This window comes from Mycobacterium sp. RTGN4, assembly GCF_033804635.1.
Classification (GTDB): domain Bacteria; phylum Actinomycetota; class Actinomycetes; order Mycobacteriales; family Mycobacteriaceae; genus Mycobacterium.
The window spans coordinates 123,053-144,060 of the sequence record NZ_JAPZLB010000011.1; the positions used below are offsets into that span (position 1 = coordinate 123,053).

Genomic DNA, 21,008 nt, shown 5'->3' on the forward strand with positions numbered 1-21,008 from the left:
CCTCCGTTCTTTATACGGAGATAGTCTCCGCTTGTCGAGAGGGAGGTCCTGATGGCGCAACCGCTGCGCGCCGACGCGCAACGCAACCGTCGTCGACTCCTCGATGCCGCGCGCGCGGCGTTCGCCGAGTACGGGGTCATGGCCTCGCTCGACGACATCGCCCGCGTGGCGGGCGTGGGCCCAGGCACCCTCTACCGACACTTCCCCAATCGGGATTGGCTGGTGCGGGCAGCCATCGACGACGGTCTGGTCGGCATCCACGAGATGGGAGTGGGCTTGCTCGAGGAGTCCGATCCGGCTCAAGCGCTGGAAGTTTGGCTGGACGCCTACATCGAGCAGGGCAGCGTATTCAAGGGATTGGCCGAGACCCTGGTCAAACCGGCGACTGAGTCCGGCGGGTCGGATGCGTGCCACATGGCGCGCGATGCGGGCGCGGCGCTCATCGCGCGCGGGGTGCGCGCCGGAACCTTCCGGCCGGACGTCGAGGCCGCCGACGTGCTAGACGTGGCGGCCGCCATCGCCTGGGTGGGCGAGCAACCGGGCCGCCAAGCCGGGCAACGGGCCCGGCTCCTGGGCTTGCTGATCGACGGGATACGCGTCAAGCCGCCGAGCTGATCCCGTTGTCGAATCAGGGGGCGCAACCCTCGGATGGGGCGCGGCACCGACTTAGAATCAGCGCACACCAAAGACTGCCGATCACCCACGGTTGGGGCCAGCATTTCCGATATGACCCACAAGCGATCGGTGGCGATCATCGGCGCCGGACAGACGGGCGTCTCGGCGGCCGTTGGATTTCTGAACGCGGGCTTCGACGTGACGTTGTTCAGCGACCGGCATCGGCACAGCCTGCGTGACGACGTGCCCGCCTCGGGTACCGCAGTGACCTTCGCCGTCGCGCAGGCCGCCGAACGTGAGCTGGGCCTGGACGATTACTCCAGCCGCGCGCCTCGCGTCACGGGACAGAGCACGCAGGTATTCAGTGGGTCTGGCACGGCGCGTGAGGACGGCCTCGACTTCGACGTGACCTACAACGGGATCCGCGCGGTCGGGGTGGACACCCGACTGAAGGTCGACGACCGCCTGAGCGACTTCCGCACCGCGGGTGGTCGTTTCGTCGTGTCGGCCATCACCGCCGAAACGCTCGACGACGTAGCGGCGGCACATGACCTCACGCTGGTTGCGACCGGGCGACGCGGGCTGACGGACCTGTTCGCGATCGACGAGTCCCGCACCGTGTACGACAGGCCGCAACGCAGCCTGCTGATGCTCACTGTCACGGGACTTGGTCACGGACCGGAGGTCTTCGCGCACCGCGGTCCGACCGGTGGGCAGCACAACACGTTCGCCATCAGCACCGAGCAAGGCGAGCTGTGGTGGGGTCCGTACCTGCACAAGGACGTTGGGGCGGCCTGGTCGTTCCTGGGTTTCGCCAAACCAGATAGCGACTGGGAGCGTCGGTTCGCGGCGGCCAAGGACGCTGCCTCAGCGCATGCCATCGTCACCGACGTGCATCGCGACTACGTCGACTGGGATCTTCCGGAAGTCTCCGCCACCAAGGTCATCCGGCAAGATCCGCACTCCTGGCTTCGCGGTGCGGTGACGCCGACGGTCCGACAGGCGGTCGGCATCACCAGGAACGGCCATCCCGTGCTGGCCCTCGGCGATACCGCCATATCGTTCGACCCGATCGGGGCACAGGGCGCCCAGTCCGGTCTGATCCAATCCGCTCAGCTCGTCGCCGCCGCTCGCGATCACAACGGCCCGTTCGACGAGGAGTGGCTCCACGATCGGTACGAACACTTCTGGTCCACCCGCGGTGCTGCCGCGCTACTGGTCACAAGGCTCTTTCTCGGCGACCCCGAATTCGCTCCGTACGGCGAGTTGTTCTTCCCTGCCGCCGCGGCGAGCCCATCGTTCGGCGCCGCGCTGTTCGGCCTGCTGTCCGATCCGAATCCGTTGCTGCGCATCGGCTCTCGCCGCGCGGCGCGCGAATTCATCGCAGACGTGGCGGCCGAATCCGCGGACGAACTGCTGTCACGGGTGCCGCCCGCAAACTTCACGTACTCGACGTACGGGCAACGCGCCATGGCGCAGCACTCGGTGGCCTAGCGAAGACTTCGCGACGGCCGTCAGTCGGCCTTGGTGACGAACCCCTTGGCGACCATCCAGTCCCGCGCGACGACGCTCGGATCCTTGCCGTCGACGTCGACCTGCTTGTTGAGCTCGATGATGACGTCGTTGGTCAGCGCGGCGGTCACCGGCGCGGTCACCTCGGCGATTTCCGGGTGCGCCTCGAAGAACGCGCGCTTCATGGTCACCGACGGGTTGTAGTGCGCGAAGAACTGCTTGTCGTCCTCGAGCACCGTCAAGTCCAGCGCCGCGATCCGCCCGTCGGTGGTGAACACCTCGCCGAAGTCGCACTGGGTGGCGTCGGCAGTGGCCTGATAGATGATGCCCACCTGCAAGATTGGCGTCTCGGCACGCGCCGGGTCGAACCCGTACGCGGCCGCCATCCCGGGGTAGCCGTCTTGGCGGGCCCGGAATTCGGTGTCCACGCAGGTCTTTGCGGCGGCGGGATCGCGTTTGACCAGATCGGCGTACTGCGACAACGTGCGCACTCCGGTGCGCTCCACGACGGCCTTGCTGGCCGCCAGCGCATACGTGTCGTCCATCGGCCCCGGGTCGAGCCACACCATGTCGTTGTGGGCCAAGTCCTCGTCGCGAACCGACTCGAATTGCTTGCGGGTGTCCGGAATTGGCTTCTCGTGCCCGAGATAGTTGATCCAGGCGTTGCCGGTGAACTCGTAGGCCACGTCGACCTGATCGGACAGCTGGGCCCCTCGGGTACTGCGCGAGCCGACGATGCCGGTCAGGTCGCGGACGTCCGCGCCTGCCGCCGACAGTGTGTACTCCAGGATGTAGCCGAGGATGACCTGCTCGGTGTACTCCTTCGAGCCGACGGTGATCTTCACGCCATCCAGCCCGGGAGTTGGCTTGATCGAGCCCGGTCCAACCCGCAGTGGCACGGTGCCGCCCGAACCGAGCCCGCAGGCCACCAGGCTGACCGCGCAGAGTGCGGCAATCACACCGCGAACGCGGCGCATCAGCGAAGTCCCTTGGGGCCCAAGTAGAATTCGGCCAGGCCGCCGAACCAATCGACCAACAGTGCAAGGCACACGGCGAGCACGCTTCCGAGGATCAGGGTCACGTCGTCCTGCAATTTGTATCCGGTGTCGATCAGGATGCCCAGGCCACCCGCGTTGACCAGGAACGAGAGCGTAGCCGTCCCCACCGCCAGTACAAGCGACGTCCGAAGGCCGGCAAGAATGTAGGGCACCGCCAGCGGCAGTTCGACCCGAAGGAGCAGTGCGCCCTTGGACATACCCTGCCCGTTCCCGGCATCGATCAGCGCTCTGTCGACCTCACTGAGCCCCAGAATGGTGCTGGACAGCACCGGCAGCAGCGAATACAGCGCGATCGGGAGCACGCCGATCCAGAAGCCGGTCTTGGCGGTCAACAGGAAAAGCAGCACCAGCAGACCGATGGCCGGCGCCGCCTGACCGATATTGGCGATGCCAATGACCAACGGCCGGAAGCGTTTTGCTCCGGGCCGGGTGACCAGCACGCCGAGCGGAACACCGACGGCGAGCACGATGGCCGTCACCGCGGCGGTGATCAGAAGGTGCTGCCAGATCAGCAGTGTCACGTTGCCTGCGTTGATGTTCTCCTGCTGGGTCGCCGTGAGGTCGCGGTCGAACGCCCAGAAAATCACCGCCGCTCCGACGATGAGCACCAATGCAGGCTGAATCAGCAGGCGCAGTTGGTCGGCGCGCTTGATCCCCGCGGTCGGGGTGTCGACGGCCGCCGTCACGGTTCCGAATTCGCTTCCGCGCGTAGCTTGGTGACGGCCTCGATGAGGGTCTCCAGCGTCACGACGCCGGCGTAACGGCTTCCGGGTCCTGCGACGACGGCCGAGGCGTGGCTTTCGGCCAGGATGGCTTCCAGTGCGTCCTCCAGCGTCGACTGCGTGCTGACGACGTCGAGGGATTCGGCGACGCTCGCCAGGTCGCTGGCGTGTGTGAGTCTGCGCTCGCGCACCCAACTGACTGGCCGGTCACGCGAGTCGAGCAACACGAGCCAGTCGAACCCGGTGCCCGCCAACTTGTTTCGTGCGGTCTCGACGGTGTCGTTCAGCTTTGCCGCGGGGTGCTCCCTGAGCTCGACGTCCTTGACGCGCAGTAGGCCCAGCTGACGCAGCGACGCGCCCGAGCCGACGAAGCCCGCGACCGTGTCGTCGGCCGGACTGGCCAGGATGGCCTGTGGCGTGTCGTACTGAAGCACCTTCGACTTCTGTCCCAACACCGCGATGCGGTCGCCCAGTTTGACCGCTTCACCGAAGTCATGGGTGACGAAGACGATGGTCTTGCCCAATTCGGTTTGTAGACGCAGCAGTTCGTCCTGCAGTGAGCTGCGGGTGATCGGATCGACGGCCCCGAACGGTTCGTCCATCAGGAGCACCGGGGGATCGGCCGCGAGCGCCCTGGCGACGCCGACGCGCTGCTGCTGGCCACCAGACAGCTGGCGCGGGTAGCGGTCGGCGTACTGGCCGGGATCGAGGCCGACGAGGTCGAGCAACTCGTCGACCCGGTCGTTGATCTTCTTGCGGTCCCACTTGAGCAGGCCGGGCACCAGGCCGACGTTCTGCCGAATGGTCATGTGCGGGAACAGCCCGGCCTGCTGGATCGAGTAGCCGATCGAGCGCCGCAGTTCGGTGGGCTTGATCGATAACGCGTCCCTGTCGCCGATCAGGATCTTGCCCGACGTTGGTTCACTGAGCCGGTTGATCATTCGCATCGTGGTGGTCTTGCCGCAGCCCGAGGGGCCGACGAAGACGACGATCTCGCCAGCCGGAATCTCCAGGGAGACGTCGTCGACCGCGGGTTGCGTGGAACCTGGGTAGACCTTGGAGACGTGATCGAGATGGATGCGCACGCCGGTGGGCCCGCTCGCTACGGATTGTTCTGTCACCGAATGCCTTTCGACGTGGTTAGCCGGCCGAGGAGCACGAGTGCCCCGTCGAGCAGCAGGGCCAGGATGACGATCAGCAGCGTCCCCGTCAGCGCCATCGGAAGGGCGGTCGGACTACCGACTCGCGCCAGCCCGGCAAAGATGAGGTTGCCGAGGCCAGGCCCCTTGACGTAGGCCGCGATCGCCAGCACACCCATCGACATCTGGGTGCTCAGCCGCATGGCCGAGAGGATCGATGGCCACACCAGACGCAACTCGACCCGGCCGAGGGTATCCAGGCGTCCCATGCCGATTCCGCGCGCTGCGTCGATGAGCGCAGGGTCGACCGCGTTGAGGCCGACGATGGTGTTCCTGATGATCGGCAGCAGCGAGTACAGCACCAACGCCGTGACGCTGGGGATCACGCCGAGGCCGAACAGCGGGATGAGCAGACCTAGAAGCGCGAACGCCGGGACCGTCAGGATGACGCTGGACGTCGCCGTCGCGAGTTCCGATGCGACCCGATTGCGGTAGGTCAGGATGCCGACGACGACACCGATGATCGTGGCCAGCAGGACGCTCTGCACGACCGCACTGACGTGCTGATAGGAATCGAAGATGAGCTGTGAGTGGTGGTCGGTGACGTACCTCCACAACGCCTCCACCCGCGCTCACGTCCTTTCAGTGCCTTGGCAGCAAACCCGAACCGCACCATGCTGGTGCGTCACCCTCTACCCGTTTCGGACATATCGAAACCTAGGCCAGCGGCGGCATCCGTGGAGCCGTTCGCGGCGTTGACGCAGCGCACGGTTTTGCTCACGACGATTCAAACTCGAATCAGGCTCGGTCAATGCAAGAAAGGTTCAGTGACTCTGCGCCGTCGCTACACGTCGGAGCTCTCGCGCCACAGATCGATACCGGAATCGGATGCGTACCGGTCGATTTCGGTCAGCTCGTCCGCGGTGAAGTCCAAGTTGTCCAGCGCGCCGAGGTTCTCCTCGAGTTGGGCGACGCTCGATGCGCCGACGAGCGTGGACGCCACTGTGGGGTCGCGAAGTACCCAGGCCAGTGCAAGCTGAGCCAGCGACTGACCACGGCGCTCCGCGATCCCGGCGAGTCCATGAAGTCGGGTCCGGACCTCGTCGGTCACCAGTTCGTCGTCGAAGGTCGGACGGGCCGTGGCGCGATCGACGTCGGCTGCGGCCTGCTGCAGGTAGCGGTCGGTCAGGAGACCCTGACCCAGCGCGGTGAACGCGATGGCTCCCATTCCGGCATTGGCGAGTTCAGTGTTGAGCCCGCCCTCGATCCAACGGTTGAGCAGAGAGTACGACGGCTGGTGAATCACCAGCGGGGTGCCCAACCGCTGCGCGATGGCCGCGGACTCGGCTGTCTTGGCGGCCGAGTACGACGAGATACCAACGTAGCGGGCCTTTCCCGCGCGAACCGCGGTGTCGAGGGCGCCGATCGTCTCTTCGAGCGGTGTCGTCGGATCGATGCGGTGGGAGTAGAAGATGTCGACGTAGTCGAGCCCGAGGCGGTCGAGCGACTCGTCCAGGCTGGCGAGCATGTAGGCGCGTCCGCCGAGCTGGCCGTAGGGCCCCGGCCACATGTCCCACCCGGCCTTGGTGGAGATGATGAGTTCGTTGCGATAGGGCTTGAAGTCGCGGCGCAACATCCGGCCGAAGTTCTCCTCGGCCGAGCCGTAGGGCGGCCCGTAGTTGTTGGCGAGATCGAAGTGGGTGATGCCCCGGTCGAAGGCGTACCGCAGCACTTCGCGCTGTGTGTCGAACGGCCGGTTGTCGCCGAAGTTGTACCAGAGGCCGAGCGAGATCGCCGGTAGCAGAAGTCCGGACGTTCCGACCCGCCGATACGGCATCGCGTCATAACGCTCACGGGCGGCCACCCAGGGATCGTGGGTGAAGGGGACGTCTGGGATTGCGAGGTCTTCGGCCATGAGGTCATCGTAGTAACGGCCTGGTGGTCTAAAAGCGGCTCGAGGTCGGGGCGACTACCTCACCGGGCGATTGCGTTCTACACCTGACCGTGGCGCGGTGGCCGCGTTCCCGACAACGTGTACCCGCCGATGTGCTGCAGTTTCCAACGGGTCGCGTCGTGCAGCGTGTGGGTGCGCGCATCCCTCCAGAACCGGGATAGGTTGCCCGACGCCGAAGCGCTACGGGTACCGCCGAGCTCGAAGAGCACGTTGGCGGCCTCCAACGCGGCGCGTACGGCGGCCACCTTGGCCACTGCCACCGCGACTGACGCCTCGGCGGCGGAGTCCTCGGTAGGTTCGGCCCGCGCGGCGTCGACACGGTGGGCGGCTTCGACAAGGAGTGCCTGCGCGGCGCGGACCGTCACCGTCACTTCCCCCGCGACCTGGATCAACGTCGGGTCCTGTGCAGCGGCGTCGACGCCCGCCTCGAAGTGCGGCCGTGCCTTGGCGGCTTGCCGAACCCCCTCGGCCAGTGCGCCGGTCGCGATGCCGACATCGATTGCGGCGTGCAGCAGTTGGGCATGTGCGCCGTACACCGTCGGCTCGTCGAAGATGGGGGAGAACGGCACGACGTTGTCGACGGGGACCCGTACGCCGTCGAGCACCACCGAGCCAGACGCTGTGGTGCGCTGGCCCATACCGTCCCAGTCGTCGACGATCTGGAGACCGGGTGCATCGCGTGGAACGAAGGCGATCGCCTTCGGCGTAATGGAGGTCGGCTCGTCGCCGGAGCCGTCCGCCAGTGATGCGCGCACGATCAACCAGTCCGCGAAAAGCGCACCGGTGGAATAGAACTTGCGCCCGGTGAGCACGTATCCGCCACTACTCGCCGCGGTGAGCGTGGTGCTGTCCAGGTTCACCGCGTGCGGACCACGCTCTGTCTGGGCGTTGGCGAACAATGCACCGTCTTGCACCAGGGCGTAGAAGAACTCCTGTTGTGCCGCTGAGCCCTGCAGTCGCAACGCCTCCAGAAAGGTGTAGTGCGACTGCGGAATCTGGGCGAGTGACGGGTCGGCATGGGCCAGTTGTCGGAACACTTCGGCCACCACGGACGCAGGTGCGTCGAGTCCGCCGTGTTCCGCGGGCACCGACAGTGCCAGCAGCCCAGATGCTTTCAGCGTCCGCACCTCGTCGTGGGGCAATGCCCGGTCGGCGTCGCGGACACTTGCCTGATCGGCGAATGTCGCAGCCAGCCGCTCCGCGACCGCGGTCGCATCACCAACCGAGGACACCGCGTCCACGGCAGTGAAGGAACTCACCTCGCAGCGCCGACGAACGGGATCGAGGCCGGTGCCGCGTCTGACTGACCGCCCGTGAAGAGCCCGCGCTCGCGAAGAATCGGCACCACGCCTTCGCCGAACCAGAACAGCTCCTCCAGATGCGGGTAGCCAGAGAAGATGAATTCGTCGATGCCGATCTCGGCGTATTCGGCGATCCGGTCCGCGACATCGGTGTGACTGCCGACAAGCGCCGTGCCTGCGCCACCGCGCACCAATCCGACCCCAGACCACAGGTTGGGGGCAATCTCGAGACTGCGTGCGTCGTGCCAAGATCCGTTGGCGCGGTTGGCTTCGTGCAATGCGAGCATCCGGCGCTGTCCCTCGGACTGGCTGCGGGCCAGTCCCGCCTGCGCAGATCGGACGGTCTCCTCGTCGAGGGCCGCGATGAACTTGTCCGCCTGCGACCAGGCCTCGTCGGCGGTGTCACGTGAGATGGTGTGAAGGCGGATGCCGAAGCGGACGGTGCGGCCTTGATCGGCGGCCTCCTTGCGGATCCATTCGATCTTCTCGCGTACTGCCGCCGGTGGCTCGCCCCACGTCAGGTACACGTCGGCGTGGCGCGCAGCGACGGGGCCTGCGGCTGCCGAGCTACCGCCGAAGTACAACGGCGGCACCGGGTTCGGAGGTAGCGCCAAGGCGGCTTCCTCGACGTGGACGTGGTCGCCCTCGAGCGTCACGGTCTCGCCGGCGAACAGCCGTCGCACGACCTCGAGGAACTCGTCGCAGCGTGCGTAGCGGGCGTCCTTGTCCAAGTGATCGCCGAACGACCGCTGCTCGTGGGCTTCGCCGCCGACGACGACGTTGAGCAGGATGCGGCCGGGCGCATGGCGGGCGAAGGTCGCCGCCATCTGGGCGGACAGGGTCGGGCTCACCAGCCCCGGCCGGAACGCCACCAGGAACGCCAGCGACTTGGTCTCCCGCGCAAGCAACGCCGCGGTGACGAACGCGTCCTCACACCACGCCCCGGTCGGGATGAGGGCGCCGGTGAACCCGAATGTCTCGGCAGCCCGGACGATTGAGGCCAGATAGTCGACGGAGGCGTCGCGGTCGCTGTGCGCGACGCCCGCGGGCGTCCCGTGGCCACCGCCGACGATCAGCCGGCTGTCGCCGTAGGTGGGGAGGAACCAGTGCAGCTTCACGGTCATGGCAACGACCCTAACGACCCGAGGTCGGCTGCGCGGAAACCGACGACGGCGATGACGGGACGGTGGACGGGCGTTCGATGATCGTCGAACGCGAACCGCCGACCCGATAGCTCGCGCCACGATGCTCCTCGGGCAGCCGGTCACCCTTACCGAGCAGCTTGTTGCGCAAGGTGCCCGGCGTGTACTCCGACTGGTAGGCGCCCCGGGCCGTGAGCTCGGGGATCACGTGATCGACGATATCGGCGAATGAACCCGGCGTGATCGCATAGGCGAAGTTGAAACCGTCGACGTCAGTCTCGTCGACCCACTCCTGGAGCGAATCCGCCACCTGTGCACCGGATCCCACGAACCGTGGGCCGAGGCCGCCAATCTTTCCCCACTCGGCGATGTCCTTGATCTGCCACTCCCGCCCGTCAGGGTCGGCGGACTGGAACGCCGCCACCGCGGACAGGATCGCGTTGGAGTCGACATTGCCGACCGGCTCGTCGAACCCGTAGCGCGCCAGGTCGACGCCCATCCATCCCGACATGAACGTCAGCGCGCCCTCGGGGTCACCGTACGACAGGTACTCGGCGTGCTTGGCGTGCGCCTCGTCGTAGGTGGCGGCGGTGACCACGGTCGACAGGTTGAAGATCTTCACGGCGTAGGGGTCGCGACCGGCGATCTCGAGCTCGCGCCGGATGGTGGTGACGGTCTCGGCGAGGATGGCCTTGGTCGGTGCGGCGGTGAAGATGGCCTCGGCGTTCTCGGCGGCGAACCGGACGCCGCGCGGTGACGAGCCGGCCTGGTAGATGACGGGCGTGCGCTGCGGTGAGGGCTCAGAAAGGTGTACGCCGGGCACGCTGAAATGCGTTCCCTCGTGGCCGATATGGTGCACCTTGGCGGGGTCGGTGAACACGCCGCGGTCCTTGTCGCGGACCACCGCGTCGTCCTCCCAGGATCCCTCCCACAGCTTGTAGAGCACCTCGAGGTATTCGTCGGCGTGGTCGTAGCGGGCGTCATGTGCGGGCTGGTCGGTCTGGCCCATGTTGCGCGCGGCGGCGGGCAGATAGCCGGTCACCACGTTCCAGCCGATGCGGCCCTTGGTGAGGTGGTCGAGCGTCGACAGCCGCCGGGCGAACGGATAGGGGTGCTCGAACCCGGTGCCGGTGGTGATACCGAAACCGAGGTGCTCGGTGACGAGCGCCATCGCCGACACCAGTAGCAGCGGGTCGTTGACCGGGATCTGCGCGGCCTGCCGGATGGCCGCCTCGTCGCTGGCGCCGTACACGTCGTAGGTACCAAGCACGTCAGCGATGAACAGTCCGTCGAACCTGCCGCGTTCCAGCATCTCGGCCAGTTTCGTCCAGTACGTCAGGTCCTTGTACCGGGCGGACTGGTCTTCGGGGTGTCGCCAGAGCCCGGGGGACTGGTGGGCGACGCAGTTCATGTCGAACGCGTTGAATCGGATGGTTCGGGTCACTGGCAGCATTCTCTAGGCAGCGGCCCGCGGGAGCACTGCTTTGAGTCCCGACGATTCAAAGTCCAGGCCGCCGCCAAGTGGAGCTACTAGAAGCCCTTGGTCTCGAACCACTTGAGCGTGGTTTCGGCAACGTCCTTCCATCCGTTGTCGATCGTCAGCGAGTGGCCCCGTCCCGCGAATTCGTGAAACTCGGTGTCGGACGGACCTTTCGAGTACAGCCCGAAGACCGCCTTGGTCACCTTGAGCGGCACGGTGTGGTCCTCGGTGCCCGAGGTCAACAATAAGGGTCCGCGTCCGGGCTGACCACGGTGTCATGGTAGGTCGTGCGGTGGCGGCGGAGCACGGTTGCAGTCATTGCGATCGAAAGGCCGCGCACCACCGCGGCACGTGCGCTCAAGCGCTGAATGCCTCTCGCAACCGCGGGAGGAAGCCGCGCAGTGCGGGACTCTGCGACGGTGTCCACACCACCGCCAGCAGCGCAGGCAGCGGCGTACCAGTTAGCCGCACGGCCGGCAGTCGGTCGCGGTAGGCGGAAGTCATGGACGCACTGAGCACACCGATCCCGAGCCCACGTTCAACGAAGTCAGCGACGGCGTCTGCGGCACTGGCCTCGATCGAGATGTCGGGTGTGAATCCTGCGGTGGCACAGGCGATGTCCAAGGCAGCGCGAATTCCCGTACCTACGGGCATCGACACGATTGGCTCGCCGGCCAGATCGTTCACCGCGATCCGCTTTCGGTCGGCCAGCGGGTGGCCCCGCGGCACCAACGCGCCAAGCGGCTCGCTCACCAGAGTCAATGCCTCGAGCCCGTCGGGCGGCGAACCAGCGACACCGATCAGCGCAATGTCGAGTTCGCCCGAACGGATCGCGGCGATCATCTGCTCCGAGTTCCCTTCGTGAACGGACATTTCCACACCAGGATGGTCGCGGTGGAACTTCTCCATCGCGTCGAACAACGGACTGATGGTGCAGCCGACGACCATTCCGATGCTGAGCCGCCCCCGCAAGAGCCCGGCTACTTCGTCCACCGCCAGCTGCACGCTGGTGGCGGCCGCCAGTGCGGTGCGGGCAGGCTCGAGCGCGGCTTCGCCTGCCGCAGTCAACCTTGCGATCCGCGAGGACCGGTCGAACAACTGATGGCCGAGTTCGCGTTCGAGTTGTCGGATCTGCGCGCTGACCCCGGATTGGCTGATGTGAACGCGCTGCGCGGCGCGAGTGAAGTTCGCTTCCTCCGCCACCGCTACGAAGTATTCCAGCTGCCGCAATTCCATAACGGGTAATGCTAGTAACCATCAGATCAATATGTTGGACTTCTAGATCTTCTGAGCCCAGGCTGGAATGCGGCAACCCGGCCAACCGAGAGGAACATCATGACCACCCGCGAAAAGGCGCTCCGCCCAGAGGATTTGACCCGGCTGTTCGTCGACCGCTCCAACGCCGGTGATGCCGAAGGGGTGGCACTGCTCTACGAGGAGCACGCGGTGATCGCCTACCCGCCGGGCGGCCAGACCGTGGGCCGGGCCGCGATCCAGGCGCTGTGGGAGAAGGTGCTTTCGAACGGGCCCCGGTTCCAACAGGAGGAACCGCTACCGACGTTGATCGTGGGGGACATCGCACTGACCGCGACGGCACCGAAGGATGACGCAGGTGCCCGCGCCCAGGTAGTGCGGCGGCAGGCCGACGGCAGCTGGTTGCGCATTCTCGATCAGCCCGAGTTCACCGCCGTCGGGTGAAGTTCGCACACCCGTGAGCTAAACCATTCCGCTTCGCCCGCAACGGAAATTACGGTGAGTCTCGTTCGATTTGGTTGCTCCGTTTCCGCACAGCCGTTGTAAAGGTGAAGCAGATGACGACTACCCACGCCGCTTCGTACGCGGTCCTTGCGGCAAGCCCGCTCCTCGGTGCTGAGATCGTCGGCGTCGACCTCGCCAACGGTGTCGACGACGACACCGCCCAAGCGCTCCGCGAGGACTTCTGGAGACACAAGGTCCTGGTGTTCCGCAACCAGCACCTGTCGCCCGACGCCCACGTGGACGCGGTGCGGATCTTCGACGAACCGTTCGACCACCCGCTGTGGCTGCGCCGCGACGAGCACAACCGGTTGGTGTACGTCTTCGACCTGGAGAAGGCAGGCAATGCCTCGACGTGGCATGTGGGCGGCACGTGGCGCAATCCGCCGTTCAACATCGAGTCGCTGACATACCAGGTGGTGCCCGACATCGGAGGTCACACGCTGTGGGCGGACCTCCAAGCGGCCTACGATGGGCTCTCCGAGCCGTTCAAGGAACTCTTGGAGTCGGTGAGCGCCGTCTATGGCGCCTACCCCGGCGACGGGACCTACAACCGCCCGCCGGTGACCGAGACCGTCGAGCACCCAGTAGTGCGCACCCACCGTCACACCGGACGCAAGGGGCTCTTTCTGAGTTCGTCGGCGCTGCGCCTCACCGGCATCGAACCGGCCGAAGGCCAAGCACTCCTGCCCTTCCTTCTTGCGCACGCCTCGTCACCCAACTACGCCGTCGACTTCGGGTGGAAGACAGGGGACTTCGTCATTTGGGACAACCAGGCCACCTGGCACTTCGCCGTCAACGACTACGACGGACCCCGCGGCTACCGCAAGGTCATCGGGGGCTGACCCCGAGCGTCGGTTTTCGCTAATTCCCGTGACGGCATGGCGGAGATCGTCCGCACCCGCGATGCAATCGCGCTGATCGCAACCATCCGTGGTCGGAGGCGGTAGGAGTTAGCGTCCTCTGGTCTACGACGCGTGGGCCGCTCCCGGCAACCGCGATGCAGCAAAGCGATGTCGCGATTTCCTCGACGTCGAGCCCGTCAAAGGAAGCTGATCATGTCGAACCAGATTGAGGAATCCGGCGATGTCCGGGCCGGCGACCCGCAGGACGCACACCCCCACCGCAAGCTCCGCGGATCGCTCGGCGTGTGGGGCATCGTCTTCGTCGTCGTGGCCGCGGCCTCCCCACTCGGGGTGATCGGCGGCCCAGTGCCGCTGGGCATCGCGAGCGGCAACGGGACCGGTTTCCCGGCCATCTTCATCATCAGCACCATCATCGTGCTGCTCTTCGCGGTGGGCTTCACCGCGCTCACCCCGCACGTACCGAACGCGGGCGCCTTCTACTCCTACATCGGCAAGGGCCTCGGCCGGGTGACCGGTTTCGGCTTTGCCCTCGTCGCGCTGATTTCCTACCTCGCACTCGAAATCGGCGTGTACGGGCTCATCGGCCAAGGTGCGCAGGCCCTGTTCGCATCATATGGACTACCCCAGATCAATTGGGGCATATGGGCGTTGATCGCCGTCGTGATCGTGGCCGTGCTCGGCCATCGCAATATCGACCTCTCTCGCAACGTGCTCGGTGTGCTACTGATCGGCGAGGTCGCGATCGTGCTCGTACTTGACGCCGTGGTGGCCTTCACCGGGGGCCACGAAGGTCTCTCCACCGGCTTCCTCACCCCTTCCCAGATCGCCTCTGGGGCACCGGGGCTCGCGTTGCTGTTCGCCTTCTTGAGCTTCATCGGGTTCGAGGCGACCGCTGTCTTCCGCGACGAGGCGCGGGATCCGGTGCGCACCATTCCGCGCGCAACCTTCTTGGCTTTGATTCTGATCGGGGTCTTCTACACCGTGTCGACGTGGGCGCTGATCACGGCGTGGGGTGACAGCCGCGTGGTCGAGCAGGCCACCAACGACCCATCGGGGCTGCTGCCACTCGCGACGGAGCAGTACCTCGGTGCCGCGGGGCTGCACATCGTCCAGCTGCTCTTCGTCACCAGCCTGTTCGCCTGCATCCTTTCCTTCCACAACGTGGTCGCCCGTTACTTCTTCACACTCTCGAATCGCAAGGTGTTCCCGGCCGCGCTCGGAGAGGCACACGCCAAGCATGCGTCCCCACATCTGGCCTCCGGACTCGACACCGTCGTCGTGGTGTTGTTCATCGTGGCAGGCCTCGCGTTCGGGCTGGACCCCGTCACGCAGTTCTATACCTGGCTGGCCGGAATCTCGACGGTGGGCATCATCATCCTGCTCATCGCGACCAGCGCTGCGGTGCTTGCATTCTTCGCCCGTCGCCAGCGGGCTGGCGACCTCGACGTGCCGATCTGGCGCGCGTTCATCGCGCCGGGGTTGGGCTTGGTCGCGTTGGCTGGCGTGTTGTTCTTGGTCTTCCAGAACCTGCCTGACCTTGTCGGTGGATCGACGCCGATCGCCATCGGCGTCGTGGTGTTGCTCGTCGCGGTCTTCGCGGTCGGCGCCGGGATCGCCGCGAAACGGTCGGAGGTGACGCTGGAATGACCACGGACGCCCTCGCCAGTCGACTCGCGGATAGCCGCCAGTCGACTCGCAGACAAAGAATCCCGCCGATTTCATAGCTCCGCCTGAGGCGATCGCTGCGTCATGGTGTTGGGACTGCGAAACGCGTGAGTCTTGTGACAGCGCAAGCACTATGGCCGTTCGAATTGGGCCGACTGGAGATGCGCCGATGACAGACGTCAGTCTAGCGACGCGCGCCGTCGAGTTCGAGTCCTCGCCGGCCACGGCAGGCGCCACGCGCTCCCGCGACGTCTTCCAACCGGTGAACTCGCGGCGGCCCACACCACTGGCGTCGCTATGGCAGCGATTGCATTGGCCGCTCGGCATCTACACCACCCCGGTGCTGATCCTCGTGGTTTGGGAAGTGCTCGGCCTCACGGGAATCCTTCCGCCGTTGTACGCACCGGCCCCGACGGACATCGCAACCACGGCGGTGGAGTTGTGGAACGACGGAGTCCTGGGTCCAGATCTGGCGATCTCGTTGCAGCGCGCGGGCCTTGGTCTTGCGCTCGGTTTGAGCGTGGGCATCGTGACCGGGGTGCTGGGCGGTTTCCTCCGTCGTGGCGAATACCTCTTCAACGGCCTGGCCCAGATTCTCAACACCATCCCGCTGTTGGCCGTGCTGCCGCTGATGATCGTGTGGTTCGGCATCGACGAGTTGACCAAGGTGCTACTCATCGCGTTCGGGGCAGGCGTACCGATGTACCTCAACCTGTTCGCTGCCATCCGCGGGGTGGACCAGCGACTGATCGAAATGGCGGGCACCACCGGAGCGGGGCGATTGCGGGTGGTCACCTGGGTGCTGCTCCCTGGAGCGCTACCCGGATTCCTTGTGGGGCTGCGCTTCTCGCTGGCCTACAGCGTGCTCGGGCTGGTGGCCGCCGAGACGATCAACGCCGACCAGGGACTGGGCTTCCTTGTCACGCAGGCCCAGACCTATCTGCAAACCAATCAGGTCTTCGTGGGCCTGGTGATCTACTCGATCCTCGGGTTGCTCGCCGACCAGATCGTCCGGATCCTCGAACGGGTGCTGCTGCGGTGGCGCCCCAGTTATGAGGCGGCATGACCGCCGCGGCCGTGGCCTCGACGCGCCATCAGTTCGGTGTGCGAGCCGAGCAGGTGGTCCGCACGTTCGGCGATCGCACCGTGCTCGACCACCTGGATTTGACGATCGACGACGAGGAGCTCGTGGTCTTGCTGGGCCCGTCGGGCTGTGGCAAGAGCACGCTGCTCCGATTGCTTGCCGGTCTGGACCGGCCCGACGGTGGCCGCATCGAGGTTCCCGTCAAGCGCGCCATCGTCTTTCAGGGCGACCGGCTGCTGCCGTGGCAGCGGGTGCTCCGAAACGTCACCATCGGGCTGCATGGCCGGGACGCCGACCAAAGAGCCCGCAAGGCCTTGGCCGACGTACACCTCGCCGATCGCGAACGCGCCTGGCCCAAGGAACTCTCGGGCGGGGAGGCGCAGCGCGTGGCGCTGGCGCGTGCCCTGGTGGCCGAACCGGAGCTGATCCTGCTCGACGAGCCGTTCGCGGCGTTGGATGCGATCACCCGAGTTCGGATGCACGAGTTGGTTCGCGAGCTCCGCCGTGAGCACCAAGCCTCGATGTTGCTCGTCACCCACGACATCGACGAAGCCATCGCGCTGGCCGACCGCATCGTGATCATGAGCAACGGACGGATCGACAACGCCCACCGTGTGCGACTGTCGGCCGCTGACCGCGAAGCGAGCGTCGCCAGGGAGGAACTCCGGTTGGCGTTGCTGGCGGACCTCGGCCTCGCCAGCACGCACTGAGCTCATCGCTTCACCCATCACGTACAGGAGAACTCATGCCCGACAAATCCTTCCGCGCCCTCGGCGCCGCGGCGCTGCTCACCGTCGCGAGTGTCCTTGCCGCCTGCAGTTCCACGTCGCCGACCACACAAGGCCCGTTGAGCAAGTCGGGTGACTCCTCCACTGCGGCCAGCCATCCGGAGTGGAGTCAGTACACGTTCACCCTCGGCGACAACGGTGGCGACGGCAGCGAGGAACTGGCGAAGGTGACGGGCGCGTTCGATGATGCGCCCTACAAGATCAAGTTCGCGCGCTTCGACTACGGCCCACCGCTGGTGCAAGCGGCCGCGGCAGGCGACATCGACCTCGGTTATGTGGGCACCGTCCCGCCGATCACCGGAGCGGCGCAGCAGTACGGGTTCAAGATCGTCGCCACCCAGCACGGCGCCGACGTGACCAAGGCGGCCGAGAACATCATCGTGCCCAAGGACTCACCGATCCAGACGCTGAATGACTTGAAGGGCAAGAAGATCGCCATCCCGCAGGGCAGTTCGGCCCACGGTCTGGCGCTGCTCGCACTCAAGAGCGTCGGCCTGACGCCGAAGGACGTCGAGCTCGTGTACCTCAGTCCCGCTGCGGGCGCCACCGCATTCAACACCGGCAAGGTGGATGCCTGGTCCATCTGGAACCCGCCGTCGGCGATCGCGGTGGGCGGCGGTGCCCGCATCCTCGCCAAGGGGCTGCCGCCGATCGATCAAGTCAACAACTATTACGTGGCGACAGACAAGTCGCTCAACGATCCGGCACGGCGGGCGGCGCTTGCCGACGTGCTCACCCGCATCGCCCGGATCTTCAACTGGGCGCAGCAGAATCCCGACGAGTACGCCAAGGCGCTCGTGAAGGAGACCGGCATCCCACTCGCCGACGCCAAGGCGACCGTGGACTCGTACCCCTTCAAGGTCACCCAGGTGCTGCCAGAAGACATCAAGGCCGAGCAGGCGCTCAGTGACGCCTTCCTCGAAGCCGGCGAGATCAAGAAGCCCGTCGACGTCGCGGCCATCACCGTCAACCTGCTGCCCGACGGGTTCGACAGCACGAAGTTGTCCTGACGCAGCACCGATTCCAAGCAACGGAGACCACGATGGGCGCGCAGAAGCGGGAACTGCACCTCAACGCCTTCCTGATGGAGGCGGGCCACCACGAAGCGGCCTGGCGCCTTCCGGAGAGCAACCCGCGAGCCGATTTCGACCTTCGGCATTGGATCGAGCTGGCCAAGCTGGCCGAGGATGCCAAGTTCGACTCGCTGTTCCTGGCCGACGGTCCGGCGCTGACCGGAAGCGGCGCGTTCCGACCTCCCGGTCAGCTGGAACCGTTCACCTTGCTGACTGCACTTTCACAGCACACCAGCCGCATTGGCCTGATCGCCACCGTCTCGTCGACGTACAACGAGCCGTACAACTTGGCGCGCCGGCTCGCGTCGGTCGATCACGTCAGCGGCGGCCGTGCCGGCTGGAACATCGTCACCTCGGCAGGCGCCGACGAAGCGGCCAACTTCGGGCTCACCGACCGCCCCAACCATGCTGCGCGCTACGAGCGTGCCGACGAGTTCCTCACCGTCGCCAAGGCGCTCTGGGACAGTTGGGAATCCGAAGCCGTTGTCGCGGAGAAGGAGTCGGGCCGATACGCCGACACTTCGCGGCTGCACCGTGTCGACCACGCGGGGAGCCACTTCCAGGTCGCCGGTCCGCTCAACGTCGAACGCCCACCCCAGGGTTACCCGCTGCTGGTACAAGCCGGCTCGTCCGAGGATGGCAAGAGCTTCGCCGCCAGGCACGCGGAAGCCATCTTCACCGCACATCAGACCTACGAGCGTGCCGCGGACTTCTACCGCGACATCAAGGCGCGGACCGGAGCGGCGGGACGTGACCCCGACGCGGTGCTGGTGTTGCCGGGCATCGTGCCATTCATCGGGTCGACCGAACGGGAGGCCGCTGAACTGGCCCGTCGGTACGACGAACTCCGCATCCCCGAATACGGGCTGTCGCAGCTGGCGTGGAACTTCGAGGCGGACCCTTCGGTGTTCGACCTCGACGCACCGTTACCCGACTTCATCCTGGCCCGCCCGAAACTCGAAGGCTCGCAGAGCAGATCGGACCTCATCATCGAGCTCGCGGTCCGCGAGCACCTCACGGTTCGCCAGCTGCTCTCGCGGCTGGGCGGAGGGCGCGGGCACTTCACCTTCGTCGGCACACCCGACCAGGCCGCCGACACGATCGTCTCGTGGTTCGAGGGCGGCGCCGCCGACGGTTTCAACATCATGGCTCCGGGACTGCCGTCGGAGCTCGAGACCTTCATCGAACACGTGCTTCCGATCTTGCGCAGCAAAGGGCTGTTCCGAGAGGACTATCGGGGCCGCACCTTGCGCGAACACTACGGACTCACGGTCCCTGCGAACCAATTCCATCGCGATGCCTGACCAGCCGCCGCCCGCACTGTCGATCAAGGGGCTGCGCAAGGTCTACCGTGATGGGTTCACCGCGGTGTCGAACCTGGACCTGGAATTGTCCGACGGCGCCTTCTTCGGGCTGCTCGGCCCCAACGGAGCGGGTAAGACCACGCTGATCGGATCAGTGAGCAACGTAATCCGGCCGACGGCAGGGGAATTGACCGTGTTTGGCCACGACTACCGGACTAGGGAAGCCCGTCGCCTGATCGGGCTGGCCGAACAGGACATCAACGTCGACCGCTTCCTGTCAGTTCGGCAGCTGCTCGTCTACCATGCCGGCTATCACGGTATCGGACGCAAGTCGGCTGTGCGCCGTGCCGACGAACTGCTCGAACAGTTCGGCCTAGCGCAAAAGGCCGATGGTCGGGCCTACGAACTGTCCGGTGGCATGCAGCGCCGACTTGTGCTCGCACGGGCGCTGATTCATCAGCCGCGTCTGCTGATCCTCGATGAGCCGACGGCTGGCGTCGACGTCGCATTGCGCGCCGAGATCTGGACATTGCTCAAGGGACTCAACGCCGCAGGCACGACGATCCTGCTGACGACGCACTACCTGCAGGAAGCCGAGACCTTGTGCGACGAGATCGCGCTGATCGCGGCAGGCCGGATCGTCGACCGCGGCTCTGCCACGTCCTTGCGCAATCGGTACCAGGCGCGCGACATCTCCGAGGTCTACGACAGGGTGATGACTGCGGAGGCTGCGTCGTGAGCGGTACCGACGTACGGGGGCTGAGGTCGTACGACGGGCCCTTCGAAGCAGAACGCGCCCCGTTCCTGTGGCTCGTCGAGCGGGAAGTGTTGCGGTTCCTCAACATCTGGCAGTACGCCATCGTGGGACCCGTGCTGTCCACGATCCTGTTCGTGATCGTCTTCGGCTCGGCGTTGGGACAGCGCGTCGCACCGATCGACGGCATTCCCTACGGACAGTTCATCGTGCCGGGGCTCTTCGCCCAGGCGATCCTGACCGTCGGCTTCGTCAACGGGACGACGAGCCTGTTCGAGGCCCGCCGCGACAAATACATCAACGACGTCTACGCCAGCCCTTTGCGCTGGTGGGAGATCAACGCGGCGCTGGTAACCGGGGGAGTCGCGCGCGGCGCCATCGTCGGTTCCGGCGTACTGGCGATCGCGCTGCCGTTGACCCATATCACCAGTATCCAGCGGCCGTTGGTGTTCGTGTTGGGCACGTTAGCAGTGCTTTTGGTGGCCGGTCAGGTCGGCGTCATCGCGGGCGCGCTGGCCAAGTCGCTCGACCACGTGTACTCGATGGAGTCAATCATCCTGCTGCCGCTGGGTTTTCTCGGCGGAGTGTTCTACTCCGTTGCGCAGCTGCCACCGGTGTGGGACGTGCTCAGCCGGGTCAATCCGGTGTTCTGGCTGGTCCAGGTGGAACGCATCGGCCTGCTTGGGCACGGCGACGTCGGCGCCTGGACCGCGCTGATCGTGGTGTGGGCCATCGCAATTGCGCTGTCGGCCTGGTCCGCGGTCATCTTCGGCACCAATCGACTGAAGGCCTAGAG

Annotated in this window: 21 protein-coding genes; 11 read left to right on the forward strand and 10 right to left on the reverse strand. The window is 66.0% G+C overall.

What is annotated here, in order from left to right:
- Positions 1–51: 51 nt before the first annotated feature.
- On the forward strand, positions 52–615 hold the full coding sequence (locus tag SLQ30_RS23035; protein WP_319449065.1) for a TetR/AcrR family transcriptional regulator: 564 nt from the start codon (positions 52–54) through the stop codon (positions 613–615).
- 111 nt (positions 616–726) lie between these two features.
- Positions 727–2,109, forward strand: coding sequence for a styrene monooxygenase/indole monooxygenase family protein (locus SLQ30_RS23040; protein ID WP_319449066.1), 1,383 nt, complete (start codon positions 727–729; stop codon positions 2,107–2,109).
- Positions 2,110–2,129: 20 nt separating this feature from the next.
- Here SLQ30_RS23040 and SLQ30_RS23045 read toward each other — a convergent pair whose 3' ends face one another.
- The 10 genes from SLQ30_RS23045 to SLQ30_RS23090 form a co-directional block, all read right to left on the reverse strand.
- Positions 2,130–3,104, reverse strand: coding sequence for a glycine betaine ABC transporter substrate-binding protein (locus SLQ30_RS23045; RefSeq protein ID WP_319449067.1), 975 nt, complete (start codon positions 3,102–3,104; stop codon positions 2,130–2,132).
- Positions 3,104–3,871: an ABC transporter permease gene (locus tag SLQ30_RS23050; RefSeq protein WP_319449068.1), complete on the reverse strand. Its 768-nt coding sequence runs from the start codon at positions 3,869–3,871 to the stop codon at positions 3,104–3,106. The genes SLQ30_RS23045 and SLQ30_RS23050 overlap by 1 nt, the downstream gene beginning before the upstream one ends.
- Positions 3,868–5,028 carry an ABC transporter ATP-binding protein gene (locus tag SLQ30_RS23055; protein WP_319449069.1) on the reverse strand — a complete coding sequence of 387 codons (1,161 nt, stop codon included), beginning with the start codon at positions 5,026–5,028 and terminating at the stop codon, positions 3,868–3,870. Before SLQ30_RS23055 ends, SLQ30_RS23050 begins: the two co-directional genes overlap by 4 nt.
- A complete protein-coding gene (locus tag SLQ30_RS23060; RefSeq protein WP_319449070.1) occupies positions 5,025–5,672 on the reverse strand; it encodes an ABC transporter permease in 648 nt (215 codons plus the stop codon). The genes SLQ30_RS23055 and SLQ30_RS23060 overlap by 4 nt, the downstream gene beginning before the upstream one ends.
- Before the next feature lie 218 nt (positions 5,673–5,890).
- Positions 5,891–6,961: an aldo/keto reductase gene (locus SLQ30_RS23065; protein ID WP_319449071.1), complete on the reverse strand. Its 1,071-nt coding sequence runs from the start codon at positions 6,959–6,961 to the stop codon at positions 5,891–5,893.
- A 77-nt stretch (positions 6,962–7,038) separates the two neighbouring features.
- Positions 7,039–8,259 carry an SfnB family sulfur acquisition oxidoreductase gene (locus tag SLQ30_RS23070; protein ID WP_413468135.1) on the reverse strand — a complete coding sequence of 407 codons (1,221 nt, stop codon included), beginning with the start codon at positions 8,257–8,259 and terminating at the stop codon, positions 7,039–7,041.
- Entirely contained in the window at positions 8,256–9,425 is a 1,170-nt protein-coding gene (locus SLQ30_RS23075) for an LLM class flavin-dependent oxidoreductase (RefSeq protein WP_319449072.1), read from the reverse strand. Before SLQ30_RS23075 ends, SLQ30_RS23070 begins: the two co-directional genes overlap by 4 nt.
- Before the next feature lie 10 nt (positions 9,426–9,435).
- Complete coding sequence (locus tag SLQ30_RS23080; RefSeq protein ID WP_319449073.1) at positions 9,436–10,887, reverse strand: LLM class flavin-dependent oxidoreductase; 1,452 nt, start codon at positions 10,885–10,887, stop codon at positions 9,436–9,438.
- Positions 10,888–10,973: 86 nt separating this feature from the next.
- A complete protein-coding gene (locus SLQ30_RS23085) occupies positions 10,974–11,165 on the reverse strand; it encodes a hypothetical protein (RefSeq protein ID WP_319449074.1) in 192 nt (63 codons plus the stop codon).
- Positions 11,166–11,280: 115 nt separating this feature from the next.
- A complete protein-coding gene (locus tag SLQ30_RS23090; protein WP_319449075.1) occupies positions 11,281–12,159 on the reverse strand; it encodes a LysR family transcriptional regulator in 879 nt (292 codons plus the stop codon).
- 99 nt (positions 12,160–12,258) lie between these two features.
- Between SLQ30_RS23090 and SLQ30_RS23095 the strand changes: the two genes are divergently transcribed.
- The 9 genes from SLQ30_RS23095 to SLQ30_RS23135 all read left to right on the forward strand — a co-directional run bounded on the left by SLQ30_RS23095 (position 12,259) and on the right by SLQ30_RS23135 (position 21,006).
- The gene (locus tag SLQ30_RS23095) at positions 12,259–12,621 is read left to right on the forward strand and encodes a YybH family protein (protein WP_319449076.1); all 363 of its coding nucleotides are present in this window, start codon (positions 12,259–12,261) and stop codon (positions 12,619–12,621) included.
- Between the two features lie 113 nt (positions 12,622–12,734).
- Positions 12,735–13,523 carry a TauD/TfdA dioxygenase family protein gene (locus SLQ30_RS23100; RefSeq protein ID WP_319449077.1) on the forward strand — a complete coding sequence of 263 codons (789 nt, stop codon included), beginning with the start codon at positions 12,735–12,737 and terminating at the stop codon, positions 13,521–13,523.
- A gap of 213 nt (positions 13,524–13,736) precedes the next feature.
- Positions 13,737–15,191, forward strand: a complete 1,455-nt coding sequence (locus tag SLQ30_RS23105; protein ID WP_319449078.1) for an APC family permease — start codon at positions 13,737–13,739, stop codon at positions 15,189–15,191.
- Between the two features lie 187 nt (positions 15,192–15,378).
- On the forward strand, positions 15,379–16,275 hold the full coding sequence (locus tag SLQ30_RS23110) for an ABC transporter permease (protein WP_319449079.1): 897 nt from the start codon (positions 15,379–15,381) through the stop codon (positions 16,273–16,275).
- The gene (locus SLQ30_RS23115) at positions 16,272–17,003 is read left to right on the forward strand and encodes an ABC transporter ATP-binding protein (RefSeq protein ID WP_319449080.1); all 732 of its coding nucleotides are present in this window, start codon (positions 16,272–16,274) and stop codon (positions 17,001–17,003) included. Before SLQ30_RS23110 ends, SLQ30_RS23115 begins: the two co-directional genes overlap by 4 nt.
- A 35-nt stretch (positions 17,004–17,038) precedes the next feature.
- A complete protein-coding gene (locus SLQ30_RS23120) occupies positions 17,039–18,091 on the forward strand; it encodes an ABC transporter substrate-binding protein (protein WP_319449081.1) in 1,053 nt (350 codons plus the stop codon).
- Between the two features lie 32 nt (positions 18,092–18,123).
- Positions 18,124–19,458: an LLM class flavin-dependent oxidoreductase gene (locus SLQ30_RS23125; protein ID WP_319449082.1), complete on the forward strand. Its 1,335-nt coding sequence runs from the start codon at positions 18,124–18,126 to the stop codon at positions 19,456–19,458.
- Positions 19,451–20,197: an ABC transporter ATP-binding protein gene (locus SLQ30_RS23130; protein ID WP_319449083.1), complete on the forward strand. Its 747-nt coding sequence runs from the start codon at positions 19,451–19,453 to the stop codon at positions 20,195–20,197. The genes SLQ30_RS23125 and SLQ30_RS23130 overlap by 8 nt, the downstream gene beginning before the upstream one ends.
- Positions 20,194–21,006: an ABC transporter permease gene (locus tag SLQ30_RS23135; RefSeq protein ID WP_319449084.1), complete on the forward strand. Its 813-nt coding sequence runs from the start codon at positions 20,194–20,196 to the stop codon at positions 21,004–21,006. The genes SLQ30_RS23130 and SLQ30_RS23135 overlap by 4 nt, the downstream gene beginning before the upstream one ends.
- Positions 21,007–21,008 lie beyond the last annotated feature (2 nt).

Coding starts and splice junctions, on each gene's coding strand:
- SLQ30_RS23105 (WP_319449078.1), top strand. CDS start 13,737: ATGTCGAACCAGATTGAGGAATCCGGCGATGTCCGGGCCGGCGACCCG.
- SLQ30_RS23095 (WP_319449076.1), top strand. CDS start 12,259: ATGACCACCCGCGAAAAGGCGCTCCGCCCAGAGGATTTGACCCGGCTG.
- SLQ30_RS23130 (WP_319449083.1), top strand. CDS start 19,451: ATGCCTGACCAGCCGCCGCCCGCACTGTCGATCAAGGGGCTGCGCAAG.
- SLQ30_RS23075 (WP_319449072.1), bottom strand. CDS start 9,425: ATGACCGTGAAGCTGCACTGGTTCCTCCCCACCTACGGCGACAGCCGG.
- SLQ30_RS23065 (WP_319449071.1), bottom strand. CDS start 6,961: ATGGCCGAAGACCTCGCAATCCCAGACGTCCCCTTCACCCACGATCCC.
- SLQ30_RS23035 (WP_319449065.1), top strand. CDS start 52: ATGGCGCAACCGCTGCGCGCCGACGCGCAACGCAACCGTCGTCGACTC.
- SLQ30_RS23110 (WP_319449079.1), top strand. CDS start 15,379: ATGACAGACGTCAGTCTAGCGACGCGCGCCGTCGAGTTCGAGTCCTCG.
- SLQ30_RS23120 (WP_319449081.1), top strand. CDS start 17,039: ATGCCCGACAAATCCTTCCGCGCCCTCGGCGCCGCGGCGCTGCTCACC.
- SLQ30_RS23115 (WP_319449080.1), top strand. CDS start 16,272: ATGACCGCCGCGGCCGTGGCCTCGACGCGCCATCAGTTCGGTGTGCGA.
- SLQ30_RS23040 (WP_319449066.1), top strand. CDS start 727: ATGACCCACAAGCGATCGGTGGCGATCATCGGCGCCGGACAGACGGGC.
- SLQ30_RS23125 (WP_319449082.1), top strand. CDS start 18,124: ATGGGCGCGCAGAAGCGGGAACTGCACCTCAACGCCTTCCTGATGGAG.
- SLQ30_RS23045 (WP_319449067.1), bottom strand. CDS start 3,104: ATGCGCCGCGTTCGCGGTGTGATTGCCGCACTCTGCGCGGTCAGCCTG.
- SLQ30_RS23100 (WP_319449077.1), top strand. CDS start 12,735: ATGACGACTACCCACGCCGCTTCGTACGCGGTCCTTGCGGCAAGCCCG.
- SLQ30_RS23090 (WP_319449075.1), bottom strand. CDS start 12,159: ATGGAATTGCGGCAGCTGGAATACTTCGTAGCGGTGGCGGAGGAAGCG.